Raw genomic sequence first — 16,217 nt, 5'->3', positions numbered from 1 at the left:
TGACGTGGTTTAATGGATTCGACTACCCCAGTTAAGAGATAATCAACTTAACTGGAGATCGATAATGACAAAACGTAAAAAGTATTCCAAAGAATTTAAACTTGATGCCATCGCATTAGTTGTTGAGCAAAACTACTCTCAAGCAGAAGCCTCTAGAAATTTAGGGGTAAATCCCAACATGCTTGGTCGGTGGATAAAAGAAGCTGAAAATGATGATGGGCAGGCTTTTAGAGGGAATGGTAATTTGACCCCTGAGCAAGAAGAGATCAGAGAGCTAAAAGCGCAAGTGAAACGCCTAGAAATGGAGCGTGAAATATTAAAAAAAGCGACGGTCTTCTTTGCCAAAGAAACGAAGTGAAATACTCGTTCATAACCCAATACAAGAAGACCTGGCCTGTGGCGGTAATGTGCCGAATACTGGGTGTAAAAAGTAACAATTACTATAGTTATCAAAAGCGATATTCAACTAAATCAGAGGATCCAACACATCAAGAAATGATTGATTGGGTCAAGGACATAGCGCACTTCAGTGATAATACTTACGGTGAAAGGCGTATTCAGAAAGTCTTAAATGCACTCGGTTTTCCGGTGAGCCGTCACAAAACAGCACAGTTAATGAAAGAGGCAAATGTCTGGGTGCGTTATAAAAAGAAATACAAAGTAACAACGAATAGTGACCATAACAAGCCTATTTATCCCAATGTACTTGAGCAAAACTTCAACGTTGAAGCCGCTGATCAAGCTTGGGTACAAGATATCACTTATGTTTGGACTGCAGAAGGTTGGTTATATCTGGCGGTAGTGATTGATTTATATTCGCGTAAAGTCGTTGGTTGGAGCATGGGCTCACGAATGAAAGCGCAGCTTGTCTGTGACGCACTGACTATGGCGATGTGGCAACGCCAACCCAAAGCAGGGTTGATTATCCATTCAGATCAAGGGGTTCAATATGCAAGCCATCAATATCGTAGATTGCTCAAGTCAAACGACTTCATTGGTAGCATGAGTAAGAAAGGTTGTTGCTGGGATAATGCTGTTGCAGAAAGCTTCTTCGGTAGTTTGAAGCAAGAGCGCGTGCATTGGAAAAATTACCCAACGCGTTATGAAGCTCAACAGGATGTAATGAATTACATCTGCATGTGGTACAACAGTCGTCGCTTACATTCGTACTTAAATTATCAAAGCCCAAATGACTTTGAAGAACGAACCGAAACATTAGATATGGTTTCTTAACTAGGGTGACTGAATTTAGTTGACCACGTCAGCTATTATTATAATAAATTTAATATTATGATTGATAAAAACATATAATTATATTTCTATCCTAAATTAATACGTAACTCCTTTCCCAACACTCTACATTTATACTAACTCATAAGCCAAGTGCCAATTAATTATTTTTGGTACTTGGGAATCAGAGGGATTAAATCTTGACTTCATACATCATAATTAATTAGCTGTTTATATTCGCCGAAACTCAAACAAGCTACTGTGTCGGATGGCGCTTCGCTTATCCGACCTACGTTTTCAAATATATAATTCGGGGTTATTGGGGCGTGGGTATTGGAGGTTCGTTGGGTTTCGCTGCGCTCTACCCAAACTTTTATCTCTTCTTGATGAGTGTTTGTCTTAAATTTTTACGCAGACAAAAATGGCGTTGCCTGAGCGCTCTGCCCATGGGGTTATTTTGTCGTAGTCATGTTCAAATATGTGGATTTCGAAGTACGGTTTTAAGGCTTCTTTAAGCTCGGTATAACTAAAAGCAACCATTGGGTGCTCGTCGTGCCATACGAGTGTTTTATCTGCGGTGGTTTTTTCTATGCTGAGTTTTAATAACTGTTTGCTGCCAGTGCCACTGTAGTGCCAACCAGAGCGAAATGTGAATAAGCTATTTTCGCTTGTTGCTGTGTGCTCTACAAATGAATCGCTGTCGATTTTGTTTTTATCAACCGTGTTAAAGCAAAATATTCCACCTACGTTTAATGCGCTGTGTACGCTAGCAAGGCATTCTTTTAGCTTATTAATGCCGTCGCAGTAATGGATTGAATACAAAAAGCAGGTAATTAAATCCACGTGCTCGGTTACTTTAAATTCACTCATGTTTTGCAATGAAAATTGCGCTTCTGGGCAACGCATTTTTGCTTTATCGAGCATTGGCTGGTTTATATCAAGCCCACTACTTTTATAGCCGTAGTCAATAAAGTGGCGTACATGCGGGCCGGTGCCACACGCTAAATCGAGATGGGTATTTGCGCCATTACCAAAAATTTGGTGCAGCCTGTGAATAGAATTGCTTTGGGCTTGATAATCTATATCTGCGCACATTAAGTCGTAGTAATCAGAAAGGTCGGTGTAGAGTGCATTTGCGGACATATAAGCCTAGTGGTAAGTAGTAGAATATTTTTAAGTCGCGCATAGTAAACTAATTAGCACAATTAACGAAGAAGATATGAGCTTTAGGGTAGATGTAATCTTAGGTTATAAATTTTAGGTTATAAAGTACAAGCTATAAAGTACAGGGTTGTCGGATGGCGCTTTGCTTATACGGCCTGTGTATTTAAATATTATAGAGCGTTGTTATAAAACGGTGTGGAATTGGAGGCTCGTTGGGTTTCGCTACGCTCTACCCAACCTACGTACTATAACTTTAAGCTGCGCTTTAACTAATTCCTAAATACTTATGTACTTGTATTGATAGGCGCCAGTTTTTGGCAATGCAGGTGTCGATTGCTAATTTAGTTGCTGATACTTTTTGACTAATTGGCTGTAAATAAACAAGCTTTGGGTTAACGCCTGTTTTAGCAAATAACTCTTCAAGCTCTTCTACGTGCTTTTGCATAGCAACGGGGTGTTTTATCTCGTTTGCACGCTTCATTGTGCTGGTAAGTACTTCATAACCGCCGCGCATATTGATTTTTGGTGATACCGTTACCCATGTTTGCTCTGGCGCGAGTATTTCAAACGTGCCGCTGGTTTCTATTTGTGTACTAAAACCATGTTCGTGTAATAAGTTACATACTGGGTTTAAATCAAACATGCATGGCTCGCCACCAGTAATAACTACGTGCTTTGCGGTATAACCACGTGATTGAAACAACGCTAAAATTTGCTCTGCACTGGCGTTAGCCCAATGATCTGAGTCGACTTTTTTTTCTACGGTTTCGTCCAGCGATACTTTATATACATTATCAACATCCCACGTTTGCTTAGTGTCGCACCAAGAGCAGCCTACTGGGCAGCCTTGCAGACGTAAAAATATTGAGGGTGTGCCAGTAAAGCTAGCTTCACCTTGAATGGTTTCAAACACTTCATTAATTTTGTACAAAAGAGATCTCACTTACTACCTAGCAGCCAAATTGCTACTATTAAAAAACCAAAAAGCGCTGTGCAAAAATTGTTATTTAAGCTGCGGCCGTGTAGTATATCGCGCCCTGATATAAACCTCTATTAAAACTAAGAGCAAAACAGATATGACGCAAAAAGTAGTTGTTATTTATTCCGGCGGTATGGACTCATTTACCGTATTAAATAAAGCCCTGCAACAAGGCCATGATGTATATGCCCTATCATTTGACTATGGTCAGCGTCATGTAAAAGAGCTTAAAGTGGCGGCAAGTGTGTGTGAAAAATTAAACGTTCCACACAAAATTGTTGATATTTCGGCGATTAACCAACTTATTGGTGGCTCATCACTTACTGATGATATTGACGTACCTGAGGGCCATTACGAAGAAGAAAGCATGAAAAGTACGATTGTACCTAATCGTAATATGATTTTGCTCTCGCTTGCTGTTGGTTACGCGGTATCACTTAAAGCTGGCCAAGTTTATTACGGCGCTCACTCTGGGGATCATGCTATTTACCCTGACTGCCGTCCCGAATTTGTGCAAAAAATGGATGATGTGTGTCGTATTGCTAATTACGACGCTGTAGAAATTTTTAGCCCATACTTAAACAATACTAAAATTGGTATTTTAACCGACGGTATTGAAATGGGATTAGATTACAGCCAAACGTGGACTTGTTATAACGGCCGTGAAAAGGCCTGTGGTAAATGTGGCGCGTGCCAAGAACGCCTTGAAGCATTTGCACTAAATAACATTACAGACCCGTTAGAATACGAATAAGCGCTAATTAATTAGTAATACAATTGCTGTAAACAAAAAAAGGCTATCATCGATAGCCTTTTTTGTTTGTTTAATTTTAACGTAGAGATTACAACCAGCGTTTTACGCGCGCTTTATAGGCGGTAAACTCTTCGCCAAATAATTTAGTGAGCGCACGCTCCTCGGGTATTATTTGAAAAAACGTTAAATACGCAATAAACCCTATAATACATAAAAGTGCCCACAAGGAACTTAACCAAATACCCCACCCTGCTAAAATAAATGCAAAACCTACATACATTGGGTTACGCGAAATCCGATAAATACCGCTAGTAATAAGTTTAGACGCTTGCTCAGGTTTATTAGGGTTTACAGTGGTGTTTGCTATTTTAAAACTCACCACCCCTGCAATACAAAAAACACACCCTATAATGACCAAACTTGCTGCTAAGTAGGTAATAAATGCGGTGAAATCAATAACACTGTAATGCGCAATAAGCGCCATTATGCCTGCAAAAAACAGCACAACAATAACGGGAGGTATTTTATTATTTAACATGGCAACTCACTGTATTGGCTAAAGTATGTTTATTATATGGTGGCTATGCAGCCATTAAACAATATCTAAAGTGTATAAATGATGAACACGCTCAAAGCTTGGCTTAAGTGAACTATACAGATTAAGTTACAATTGTCAGCTTTATCAAAAGCGCTTAAAGGTTATACTTTAACCATAAACGAATAATAAAATGATAAGGAATGAGATTATGTCTGGAACTACGATGATTGTACTTATTGTGCTAATTTCGGTTGGCTCAGGAGTGGTTTACGATATGTATAAAAAGCATCTTGAGTTTAAGCATAAAATGCAAAACAACAACAGCGATGCCCATAAACAATTAGCTGAAACAAATGCACAAGTGCTTGCATTAAAAGAGCGTGTACAAACACTTGAAGCTATTGTTACCGATTCAAGCTTTAGCGTTAAAGATGAAATTAATAAACTTTAAATTGTTATAAGTAATTTGGATATAAATGTGCATTTTCTGGCTGCTCAATACCGTGAGCAGCTAAAAACCCACCAATAGCTTGCCCGCAGCCCTGTGGTGCTCGCCCGCTGTCTATCTCAAAATTTAACTGGTTAGCATGTTGCTTACCCATAGAGCAAAGCCCTACAGTACTTGGCGAGCGCATAGCGATACTTAAGTTACCTATTTGCTCAACCACAACGTGCTTACTAAAGCGGGCAAAACCTTTGTACTTAAATTGCTCGTTTACGTAATCATTGCTTGTGGCTACTAATGCTGTAATTAAGGCGTGTAAAAAGCTATTAGCGGATGGATCTGCTGTTAAAAACGCGATTGTTTTTTTATTAAACTCGCTAAGTTGGCAATTTTCACACAACAGCTCAACAGTATATAAATGTTGCTCGGCTATTTGCTGCTGGCTCTTAAGTTCAATACTTTTTCCTGCAAATACAATACGTTTAAGCACTTCATCAACACGGTTTTCAGCACTTTCACTTTTAACAAGTTCAGGGTTTTGCGCCATTACCGGTAAGTCGTGATGGTTATTAAATGGCGTACTTGTTGCGCCGCTTTGCATTAACTGAAAGAGCTCTCTTACTTCATGTTCACGCGCTACTTTTAACGCTAAAAATGCAGTTTGAATAAGTTCTGAAGTAGGTAAGTTTTCCTCTACTATCCAGCGTCTGCCAAATAATAGCTTTTTGGCTTTGCCTTCATTTGCAGAAGCACTTTTTTGATAGTTATCTGGGCTCAGCACTGCTACTTGCAGGTAAATTTCTTCACCTTTTTGTGCAGCAAGCACTCTAAAGTGAGCCGAAAACTCTATACTCTCAAGCACTTCGTTTACGCTTTCAAGCGTGTGCTTGTAACGTAAAAAATGTTGTGGCACCACCCAGCTACTATTAGCCAATTGCACAAGGGGTGCATAAGAAATAGGTTGCTCGTAACTGTGTTGCCATTTTTGCTCATTGCTAAGCAAATGATTAATGTGACTCTTGTTATCTGACATAAATAAACCAAATAAACTCGCGTTGTGCGATATAAACTATGAACACATTACGTCGTCAATGTCGTAATTAGATCACATGTACGCCCTACTTTCGGGCTTTTTTAACTATCGGTGAGTTCTTGATAGTCTGTTATAACTTTTTGATAGTATGGCTTATCTTTATTGAGCATTTTATTATAATGATTTATGAGTTGCCGTTGGTACATAGCGTGCTCTGCACTACTAAAATCCCACATTTTATTGCCGGTATGACTAATCTCATTATTGCTACTAAAGCTCACTTCAATCACTTCATAAAAACGTTTGTTGTCGTAAACTATTTGCTCACTTACAAGCCCTAAACCTAATTGCTTTAAACCGACTCGCAACTTATAAGTGTGATGCACTGGGCACAAAATAAAACGAACATTATTTAAATGCTCACTTACGTTATTAGCAGTAATTTGTTGTATTAAACTTAACAACAGCTCACCGCCAACACCTGCTATTACAACTACTTGGCTTTTACTTTGAGCAATTTCAATTTTGCCTACATCCTGACATAAGACCTGCCACTGCGGATTTTTATTACAGGTTTTTTGTAATTTATTAATAGATGATAATTGCGTTTCTAGGTCGTTCATTAAAGTGGCGACTATATCTACAAAAATAACCTGGTTTGCAGTTGCGCGTTTTAATAGCGCCATGCCTAAATAACCATGGTCGCAGCAGCAATCCCAAATAATATCGTGATGCTGCGAAATTAATGTATCAATGGCAGTTAGGCGTTTGCTGAGCTTCATTTAATCTGCAGATTGTGACGTTTTGTAGATAAGTGCTTTTAAGCTTCTGTCGCTGTCTACTTCAATAAAACGCTCGGTAGGGGCTAGGCGCTCAACAAATTCAATTGCGCCTTGGGTGTGCTCGTTTATTAACGCTTTAAACGCATCTTCGCTAAGCTCTGGGCTATTCGCGCACAATAACAATTGTGTGGTATCGCAAAGTAGCTCTGGCAACCTGCGCAGCACTTTTTGATAGTCTTTAGTTAATATAAAGCTGCCTTTTTGAAAGCTTGGCGGATCAACTATTATTAAGTCAAACGGGGCTGCTTTTTTTAGTTTTCCAAACGACTTTAAAATATCGTGAGGTAAAAAACTTACGCCACGCTCAAAGCCATTTAATTGATGGTTTTGCTTGCCGACTTTAAGTACACCTTTGCTCATATCCATGTTCATTACATGATCTGCCCCGCCTTGCATGGCTGCAAGCGAAAACCCACATGTATACGAAAATAAGTTAAGCACTTTGCCATGTTTACTATTAGCCATTACAAACTCACGGCCGCTGCGCATATCGGGAAATATTCCGGTATTTTGACGGCTCTGTAAATCAACCAAAAAACGAATGCCGTTTTCAGTTACAACATGCGGGTTAGGTAATTGCCCATAAACCACAGTGTTTTGGCTTTGTACACCAGCGCGTTGCTGATACACAAGTGACGTAATAAGCTCTGGCTGGTTTTTTTGTGCCCACTGCCACACAACATCGGTAAGCTCGCTTAGTGTTTGCTCGTCAATTTCGTCGTACGAAACCAAAAACAAACTGGGCGGATAAAAGTCTAAATTAATATGACTTAACGCCTCAACACTATGGCCACGGCCATGAAAAACACGACACAGTTCATTTTTTAAAATTGGCGCATCTTCAAGCGCAGTAATAAGAGGAGTAAAGTTTGCTGTCATTTTTAATTAATCAACTGTTGTTGTAGTTCATGTATTTCATCGCGAACAGAGCCCGCTTTTTCAAATTCTAGATCGCTTGCGTATGCATGCATTTTGGTTTCAAGCTGCTTAATTTGCACTGTAATTTCTTTCGCACTAAGTACCTTTTTAGAATCTTTACGAACAAGTCTAAGGTTATCTTTAGGGCCGGCTTCTTCGCCTACATCCATCGCATCAAGAATCTTTTTGGCTAGTGAATGCGGTTCAATACCGTGTTCTATATTATAAGCATGCTGAATTTCGCGTCTGCGCGCTGTTTCGTCCATGGCCTTAGCCATCGATTTTGTAATTTTATCGCCGTATAAAATAGCGCGACCATCTAAGTGACGTGCAGCACGACCAATGGTTTGAATGATTGAACGCGCTGAGCGTAAAAAGCCTTCTTTATCGGCATCAAGTATGGCTACTAACGCCACTTCTGGCATATCCAGACCTTCTCGAAGTAAGTTAATGCCCACTAACACATCAAACACACCTGCACGTAAATCACGAATAATTTCAACCCGTTCAACCGTGTCTATGTCTGAATGTAAGTAACGCACTTTTACGTCGTGCTCACTTAAGTAATCGGTTAAATCCTCAGACATACGTTTGGTCAAAGTGGTTACCAGTACGCGTTCGCCCTTCTCTACACTTTTATAAATTTCTGAAAGTAAGTCATCAACCTGATCGCCTACTGGGCGCACTTCAATAAGTGGATCGAGCAGCCCAGTTGGGCGAATTACTTGCTCTGCGATTGCGCCCACACAACGGTCTAACTCAAAGTCGCCTGGCGTTGCTGATACATAAATTGTTTGTGGTGAAATAGCTTCAAATTCTTCAAATCGCAGCGGCCTATTATCCATTGCTGAGGGCATTCTGAAGCCATACTCAACNCTTTTCGGCTTCTGTCGCCTTTATACATTGCGCCAATTTGCGATACGGTTACGTGCGATTCATCAATAATCATCAATGCATCGTCTGGGAGGTAATCAAGTAATGTGGGTGGCGGATCGCCCGGCGTACGGCCCGATAAATAGCGGCTGTAGTTTTCTATACCAGAGCAATAACCTAGCTCCCGCATCATTTCTATATCGTATTGCGTACGCTGTGTTACGCGTTGCTCTTCTACTAATTTATTAGCACTGAGTAACTGGGCTCTTCGATCTTTTAGTTCTTCTTGTATTTTATCGATAGCACCGAGTATTTTTTCACGCGGGGTAACATAGTGTGTTTTTGGATAGATAGTGGTGCGTATTATATGCTTTTCGACGGCGCCTGTAAGCGGATCAAAAATACTCAAGCGCTCTATTTCGTCATCAAACATTTCTACGCGAATTGCGAAGGTGCTAGATTCTGCAGGAAATATATCAACCACTTCACCACGTACACGATATGTACCACGGCTAAAATCTATATCGTTGCGGGTGTATTGTATTTCAGCTAGGCGACGTAGCATGTCGCGTTGGTCTACTTTTTCGCCCACTTTTAAAAGTAGCATCATTTTCATGTATGATTTAGGGTCGCCCAAACCATAAATAGCCGATACCGACGCCACAATAATAGTGTCGCGACGTTCAAGCAGTGCTTTGGTCGCACTTAAACGCATTTGTTCTATATGCTCGTTTATCGAGGCATCTTTTTCAATAAATGTGTCGCTAGATACAACATAGGCTTCTGGCTGGTAGTAATCGTAATACGATACAAAATACTCAACCGCATTTTTAGGGAAAAACTCTTTCATTTCGCCGTATAGCTGCGCGGCAAGCGTTTTATTGTGCGCCATTATTATTGTTGGACGGTTTAAATCGTTAATAATATTAGCCATGGTAAAGGTTTTACCTGTACCGGTGGCACCTAATAAAGTTTGGTGTGCAAGGCCTGCTTCTAATCCTTCACATAGCTGCTTAATCGCTGTGGGCTGATCGCCTGCTGGTTTAAAATGTGATTTTAACTGAAAATGGTCGCTCAATTATTGCACTCCTGTAACGATTCGCCGCTCAGCGCTTCTAGTTTTTTCATAAACCATTTGTATGCCACTATTGCTGTAAATAAGTTACCTAAAGCAGCGCCAATAAATAGCCCTAATAATCCGGCTATTTCGTTGCCTACATAAGCAAATGGTACATAAAATATGAATAACCGAATGACACTTAATACCAATGCGTACATTGGTTTGTGTAAAGCATTAAACGATGAATTTGATAATATGATCACCCCTTGTAAGCCATAACTTAGCGGGATGGTATAAATAAAGAGTTTAATTACATCTATTACAGCTTGTTCTTTACCAAATAATTGGCTTATAACACCTGAAAATGCAATGAGTAATACGTAAATGGCAAATTGCCATACCATTACAAATTTTAGTGTGCCGGTATACGCTTCTTTAACGCGGCATAATTTGCCAGCGCCAAAGTTTTGGCTAACAAATGGCGGTAATGTCATCGATAGCGCAAACACTAATATACTTGCAATAGATTCTATTCGACTTCCCACTCCAAATGCAGCTACGGCCTCTGGCCCGTGGTGCGCAACCATAGCGGTCATTACGGCCATTGCAACTGGTGTAAGCATGTTTGCGCCGGCAGCAGGCAAACCAATTTTTAATATTTTACGAATAGCGCCAGTCACTGTTTGCTTGCCTGCTTTTAGGCTCAACAAGCGTTTTTTAACCGCTAATATATATAAAATAATAACCACAGCAACCGACCATGCAATAACGCTTGCTATGGCCGCGCCTTGAATACCTAACGCTGGTACTGGCCCAAAACCAAATATCAATATAGGGTCAAGTATCGCGTTTATAAGCCCTGCTCCGCCCATTACTATACTTGGCGTTTTTGTATCGCCACTGGCGCGCAGTACCGAGTTACCAATCATTGGAGTTATTAAAAATACACTACCGATAAACCATATATTCATGTATTCGTGTATTAACGGCAATACTTGTGCGCCCGCTCCTAGCAAAGTAAATATGGGGTCAATCAGTAAATACCCAACAGATGACAACACAATAACCAGAACCACACCAACCATTAAAGAAATACTGGCGTCAAAACGCGCTTCATCTATTTTATTACTACCGAGCGCTTTTGCTATTACTGCCGATGTACCGATCCCCAGCCCTATTGCTAAGCTAATAACGGTAAAGGTAACCGGAAATGTAAAGCTCACCGCTGCAAGCGGCTCAGTGCCTAATAAGCTTATAAAAAATGTATCGACAATATTGAACATCATTAGCGTGATCATGCCGAATATCATCGGGATGGTCATCGTCTTTAATGTGGGCAAAATGGGATCGTTTAGTAAATCTGGGCGAGTCTGGGATTTTGAAATTGCGCGCATGAAATAAATAGGCCTCTTTTACTGAACGAATCATTTTAAAGCATCAAGGCAGTTCAAGCCACGGATTTATCACTACAATTGAAGTAATTAAAGAAGTAAAGATTCGAAAAAATAGTAAAACTTAGTTTTTGCATCTTTTTGTTAAAATAGAGCCTAAACACACCAAAAACCAATTAAAACACATTTTTATAACTTTTATTACAAACACCCAGTGATATATGATGCTTTTTTACACAAAGGTGCTGCTTGGTTTATCGTTACGAAAAAATTCCCTCATCGAGTTGCATACATTCAGCATCAAATCATAACCCATTGTTTTATATTGAATTAAAAATAGTGATTTAAAAGCTTGAAATCGTTGTAGCACCCTAAACCATTGGTGCCGATGATGTTCTTAAAGTTTCATAAACAGAGTTATCCACAGAAACCGTGGATAACTCATTCAAACCCGCATTTATAAAGGCTTTGAGAGAGCCTCCATTTTCGGTGATATCCAACCAATTGACCATTTGTTAATTGTGGCATTTTTATAAACTCACGCTAAAAACTGTAGCTCACCAATTTTTCTTCTTAACATAGTTGTACGTTAGGTATAAAAAAACGTTTAATACAAAGTTAAGTTATTGATTGCTCTATTTTTGAACGGATAAAACAAATACTCATTTTATACATAGTGATTAGATCACAATTTAGATCAAAAAATATTTCTGTGGATATATGCATAGGTATATTTTTAGAAAATTAAAACAAAAAACGAATTAAATACGAAAAATATCGCTAAGTAAAAAATGAGTTTTTATGTTTTTGAGTTGTTTTTTAATAACAAGCCACTTTAATACCGTGTTTAATTTAACCAATTTGAAGGCTCAGCAATAATAAAAGTCACATTGTTATTCTTAAATTTTTAAAAAAGTAACTTTAATAGAGCTATAAAACACGCAGATCGAACACAAAAACAACGAATAAACCTCTTTTTTCAATTTATGACTTTTATATGTTGACACTTTGCGGCGCGGTCATTAATATTTCGCCCCGTTGAAAGGCAAGACGCTTCCCCCTTAGCTCAGTTGGTTAGAGCGACGGACTGTTAATCCGCAGGTCCCCCGTTCGAGTCGGGGAGGGGGAGCCAAATCATCATAATAATATCACTACTTTTAGTTCCCCCTTAGCTCAGTTGGTTAGAGCGACGGACTGTTAATCCGCAGGTCCCCCGTTCGAGTCGGGGAGGGGGAGCCAATTCTAAGAATTTCATAGACATCTCAAGCTAATTCCACTACTCTTCCTTATATAACTAAAGCATTAGTTTATTCCTTAATGCGCTGTACTTAGTTTATTAATCAAGGACTTGATTCCTTCCCTTTTGAATTATTAAAAGACTGAAAACATGGCTGGATTTAAAAAACTTATTTTTATACAAATTATCTCTTGGTTATTGTGTGTTGCAGCAGGAAGCTACTTCATATCTATAAGCTTTGATACTGCGGTAAGTGATGCACAAAAAAGTGCGCAAACTACTGTTACTAAGTATATTAATGACCTTTCTTTAGACGATATTTCTGCTCAAAATTTAAAACAATCAATTGCAGATGGTAAAACGTTTTCAAGTTTCACTCTAAGAGATTACCAAGGGGCTGAAATATTTAGCATTAACCCCCCTACTCAATTACCAATGTTTGCTGATTTTGTACTCTCTAACTTTAACTCAGTGCGCCCTCAGTTTGCTGTAAATGACGCCTCAGATATAAAAGTTGAATTTGTACTTAACATTGAGCATTTAGCGTCGCAGCTACAAACCTCCCTTTTTATTGTTATTTTGATTTCTGCCATTTTAGTTATTATTCCAATAATTCTAATGAAATCTATTTTTTACCATTTAAATAAAAACATAAGTACAACAGTTGCTGACATTATCGATATTTATATCAATCAAAACCAAGTTGATAATGATTTAGAAACAGCACTAGATGGCACTCGATTGAAAAAAATGGGAAAAGATTTAGTACCTAGCTTTAATCGATTATCACATTTCTTAAAAAACAAAAACGAAGACATACAAAGCGCTGCTATGACTATTAAGCATGAAGCGTACAAAGATGTAATTACCTCGCTTGGTAATCGTAATATGTTTGTTGAGTATTACGAAAAAAACATTGAAAACACTGAGCAAAGTACATTTGGATCTTTAGCTATGGTTCGTTGTAGCGAACTACAAGCTATAAACCAAAGCCGTGGTTATCAAAAAGGTGATGAGTACGTTAAAGGCGTTGCCGATATTATTAAGCACATAAGCGGCACTTACACTGGCAGCCAAATATTTAGATTAAACAGCTCTGACTTTGCTGTCGTACTACCCCACATTCCTTTAAAAGAAGCAGAACGCTTTGGTGAAAACCTGCAATCGCGCTTCACGCAGTACCAACAAAACCAAGAGTTAAGCTCGGTAGCTAATACAGGTATTGTAGGATACGAAAAAGGTAAGCCGTTAGGCGAATTGCTTTCTGTTGTTGATAACGCAATGAGCATGGCGCAATCAAAACAAGTAAACGCATGGCACGTACAACGCGAAACCGATTTAGTTAATAACGTAAGTGCGGGTTTTGGTAATCAAAACTGGCGTAAGGTTATTAAAGAAGTTATTGAATCTAAGCGCGTGCATTTGGTAATGCAAAACATTATGCCGCTTGGTAAAAGCATAAAAGCCTACGCTGAAGTACAAGTTCGATTTAAAACAGAAGACAATCAAGTACTGCCTACCGCTTCTTTTTTAGCGATGGCCGAAAAGCTTGATATGGCAATAGAAATTGATCGCCTGATAATTGACTCTTCTCTTGAAAAGGTTAAAAGCCGTAATTTATCTGAAAAGTTTTTTGGTTTAAACGTAACAGCTTCTAGTGCACACAACGATCAGTTTGTAATTTGGCTAGAGCGCCGATTATTGAAAGATACGCATATTGCATCTAAACTAGTATTTGAAGTAAGTGAGTTTGGTTTACAGCAAAACATCAAGGCTAGTAAGCGCTTTATCGACATGGTTCACCGTGTTGGCGCACGCGTTACAGTTGAACGTTTTGGTGTTGGCTTAACTTCATTTAAGTTTTTCCGCGATTTAAAACCTGACTTTATTAAAATGGACGCAAGTTATACTCGCGGCCTCGAAGACGATAAAAACAATCAGTACTTTATGCGCTTAATGGTCGATTTAGCCCACCGCATTGGTGTTAGCGTATTTGCTGAGGGCGTTGAGAGCCAAGAAGAAAAACACATTATAGAAACGTTGTGTTTAGATGGCGTTCAAGGTTATTACATAGAAAAACCTAAAGACATATAGTCTATTGGAGGCATCATGAAAAGAGTAATTACCTTTATTATACTTTTTATTATGCCTTTGAGTTTGTACGCAAACGCCCCGCAAAAAGAATTAGTTTTTAGCACTCATAACTATCCTCCATTTTCATTTGTTGATGAACACGATAATGCCGCTGGCCCCTTTGTTGATATACTTACCTTAGCGTGTAAACGCCTAAATTATAAATGTGAGTTTGTCAGCGTACCAAATCGTCGCTCTAAGCTCATGTTAAAAAACCTGCAAGCTCAAGGAAACTTTCCTATGGGCTGGAATCTTGACCGCAACGAATGGCTTTATTTTTCGATCCCGCTTATGAAAATGCAATATGGCTTTTTTCAACCTGAGGGTGCAAAAAAAACCATCAAAAGCCTCAATGATCTACAAAAAATGCAAATTGCTGTTTTTGGCCCTTCAAATGCATCTTTTCAACTAATCAAAATACAGCAACAAATGATTAAAGACGGATTGAGGGAATTTGATATTGTTTTACTCACCGATGCCAATGGTACGGGTGTAAAAATGATAGAAAACAACCGTATAGATGGATATTTTGCCAATACTTTACAAGCGCGCGCTAGGCTAAAACAATTTAACTTACATCATGTTAATTTGGCTTTTTTACAAAGCGAATCCCCCTATTTTATTGGGTTTAATAAAATTCAATTATCTACTGAAAAAATCGCCCTATTTAATAAAGCACTATTAGATTTATACCAAGAACACGATCAATTTAAAGATATTTTAAAGCCGTATAATATTGATCCTATTCTAATTACACCTGAAATCTTAAGTCGCTTTAATATCATTACTGATTGAGTCGTTTATTTGCTTCTCATGTGTTGTTAATCGATAAAGAAAAAAGGATAATACCCACGTTTATTATAGCGTGAGGCACACATGACAGAATATGTCTTGTTATTGATTGGAACCGTTCTGGTTAATAACTTTGTATTAGTACAATTTTTAGGCTTATGTCCGTTTATGGGCGTATCAGGTAAGCTTGATACGGCGATTGGTATGTCTTTGGCAACCACGTTTGTGCTTACTCTTGCCTCTGTAACTAGCTATTTAGTTAATCAATATATTTTAATCCCTCTGGATATCGCCTTTTTACGCACCATGAGCTTTATTTTAGTGATTGCCGTTGTAGTGCAATTTACCGAAATGGTTGTGCGTAAAACAAGCCCTACTCTATATCGTTTATTAGGCATATTTTTACCGCTGATCACCACTAACTGTGCGGTATTAGGTGTGGCTTTATTAAATATCAAAGAAGATCATTCATTTTTACAATCTGCGGTGTATGGTTTTGGTGCTGCGGTTGGTTTTTCTTTAGTGCTTGTATTGTTTGCAGCACTACGAGAACGTTTAGCAGCTGCTGACGTTCCTACGCCTTTTAAAGGCGCCTCTATTGCAATGATCACTGCAGGCTTAATGTCGATGGCGTTTATGGGTTTTACTGGATTAGTGAAGTTTTAATATGACCTTGTTTTATGCCTTGATAGCGATTGGTTCGCTAGCACTCATTTTTGGACTTATTTTAGGGTTTGCAGCAATTCGCTTTCGCGTTGAAGGTAACCCTATTGTTGAGCAAATTGATACTATTTTGCCGCAAACTCAATGCGGACAATGTGGCTACCC

Annotated in this window: 13 protein-coding genes, 2 tRNA genes and 2 pseudogenes; 9 read left to right on the top strand and 8 right to left on the bottom strand. The window is 38.8% G+C overall.

Annotated elements, in window-relative coordinates; genetic code table 11:
* The first annotated feature begins 64 nt into the window (after window positions 1-64).
* Window positions 65-1,233 (top strand): IS3 family transposase gene (locus tag L654_RS0124480; RefSeq protein WP_139016089.1). Its coding sequence is split into 2 segments (ribosomal slippage): window positions 65-341 and window positions 341-1,233, totalling 1,170 coding nucleotides; the frame shifts between segments, so codons are not numbered across the junction.
* A 396-nt stretch (window positions 1,234-1,629) separates the two neighbouring features.
* Here L654_RS0124480 and L654_RS0124475 read toward each other — a convergent pair.
* Together L654_RS0124475 and queE are read right to left on the bottom strand one after the other, a co-directional pair.
* Window positions 1,630-2,373 (bottom strand): class I SAM-dependent methyltransferase, encoded by a 744-nt coding sequence (locus L654_RS0124475; protein ID WP_024609322.1) that lies wholly within the window; start codon window positions 2,371-2,373, stop codon window positions 1,630-1,632.
* Between the two features lie 286 nt (window positions 2,374-2,659).
* Complete coding sequence (gene queE, locus L654_RS0124470) at window positions 2,660-3,325, bottom strand: 7-carboxy-7-deazaguanine synthase QueE (protein ID WP_024609321.1); 666 nt, start codon at window positions 3,323-3,325, stop codon at window positions 2,660-2,662.
* Window positions 3,326-3,470: 145 nt separating this feature from the next.
* On the opposite strand from queE, the gene queC reads away from it, so the two are divergent.
* Window positions 3,471-4,127 carry a 7-cyano-7-deazaguanine synthase QueC gene (gene queC / locus L654_RS0124465; RefSeq protein WP_007583902.1) on the top strand — a complete coding sequence of 219 codons (657 nt, stop codon included), beginning with the start codon at window positions 3,471-3,473 and terminating at the stop codon, window positions 4,125-4,127.
* A gap of 88 nt (window positions 4,128-4,215) precedes the next feature.
* Here the strand turns inward: queC and L654_RS0124460 are convergent, their stop codons facing one another.
* Window positions 4,216-4,665 (bottom strand): isoprenylcysteine carboxylmethyltransferase family protein, encoded by a 450-nt coding sequence (locus L654_RS0124460; RefSeq protein ID WP_007583901.1) that lies wholly within the window; start codon window positions 4,663-4,665, stop codon window positions 4,216-4,218.
* A 208-nt stretch (window positions 4,666-4,873) separates the two neighbouring features.
* Between L654_RS0124460 and L654_RS0124455 the strand changes: the two genes are divergently transcribed.
* The gene (locus L654_RS0124455) at window positions 4,874-5,116 is read left to right on the top strand and encodes a hypothetical protein (protein WP_007583900.1); all 243 of its coding nucleotides are present in this window, start codon (window positions 4,874-4,876) and stop codon (window positions 5,114-5,116) included.
* Between the two features lie 4 nt (window positions 5,117-5,120).
* Here L654_RS0124455 and L654_RS0124450 read toward each other — a convergent pair whose 3' ends face one another.
* The 5 genes and pseudogenes from L654_RS0124450 to L654_RS0124430 form a co-directional block, all read right to left on the bottom strand.
* Window positions 5,121-6,143, bottom strand: a complete 1,023-nt coding sequence (locus L654_RS0124450; protein WP_024609320.1) for a hypothetical protein — start codon at window positions 6,141-6,143, stop codon at window positions 5,121-5,123.
* Between the two features lie 101 nt (window positions 6,144-6,244).
* Window positions 6,245-6,925: a tRNA (adenine(22)-N(1))-methyltransferase TrmK gene (locus L654_RS0124445; RefSeq protein ID WP_024609319.1), complete on the bottom strand. Its 681-nt coding sequence runs from the start codon at window positions 6,923-6,925 to the stop codon at window positions 6,245-6,247.
* Window positions 6,926-7,864: a class I SAM-dependent methyltransferase gene (locus L654_RS0124440; RefSeq protein WP_024609318.1), complete on the bottom strand. Its 939-nt coding sequence runs from the start codon at window positions 7,862-7,864 to the stop codon at window positions 6,926-6,928.
* Window positions 7,865-7,866: 2 nt separating this feature from the next.
* Window positions 7,867-9,854 (bottom strand): annotated as a pseudogene (gene uvrB / locus L654_RS01000000126800) (excinuclease ABC subunit UvrB).
* Window positions 9,851-11,230, bottom strand: coding sequence for an MATE family efflux transporter (locus L654_RS0124430; RefSeq protein WP_024609317.1), 1,380 nt, complete (start codon window positions 11,228-11,230; stop codon window positions 9,851-9,853). Before L654_RS0124430 ends, uvrB begins: the two are co-directional and overlap by 4 nt.
* 1,052 nt (window positions 11,231-12,282) lie before the next feature.
* On the opposite strand from L654_RS0124430, the gene L654_RS0124420 reads away from it, so the two are divergent.
* The 6 genes and pseudogenes from L654_RS0124420 to L654_RS0124395 all read left to right on the top strand — a co-directional run.
* Window positions 12,283-12,359: transfer RNA gene (locus tag L654_RS0124420), tRNA-Asn, on the top strand.
* Between the two features lie 30 nt (window positions 12,360-12,389).
* A tRNA-Asn gene (locus L654_RS0124415) sits at window positions 12,390-12,466 on the top strand.
* Window positions 12,467-12,614: 148 nt separating this feature from the next.
* Window positions 12,615-14,558, top strand: a complete 1,944-nt coding sequence (locus L654_RS0124410; protein WP_024592352.1) for a GGDEF domain-containing protein — start codon at window positions 12,615-12,617, stop codon at window positions 14,556-14,558.
* A 15-nt stretch (window positions 14,559-14,573) separates the two neighbouring features.
* Complete coding sequence (locus L654_RS0124405; protein ID WP_024609316.1) at window positions 14,574-15,392, top strand: transporter substrate-binding domain-containing protein; 819 nt, start codon at window positions 14,574-14,576, stop codon at window positions 15,390-15,392.
* An 81-nt stretch (window positions 15,393-15,473) separates the two neighbouring features.
* On the top strand, window positions 15,474-16,055 hold the full coding sequence (gene rsxA, locus L654_RS0124400; RefSeq protein WP_008172491.1) for an electron transport complex subunit RsxA: 582 nt from the start codon (window positions 15,474-15,476) through the stop codon (window positions 16,053-16,055).
* A 1-nt stretch (window position 16,056) separates the two neighbouring features.
* Window positions 16,057-16,217, top strand: a pseudogene (locus L654_RS0124395) (electron transport complex subunit RsxB); the annotation flags it as partial.

Origin of the sequence: Pseudoalteromonas sp. TAB23 (genome assembly GCF_000498075.1) — a bacterium.
GTDB lineage: Bacteria > Pseudomonadota > Gammaproteobacteria > Enterobacterales > Alteromonadaceae > Pseudoalteromonas > Pseudoalteromonas arctica.
The sequence above is the reverse complement of the archived record's forward strand: the minus strand, read 5'-3'. Positions and strand labels throughout refer to the sequence as shown.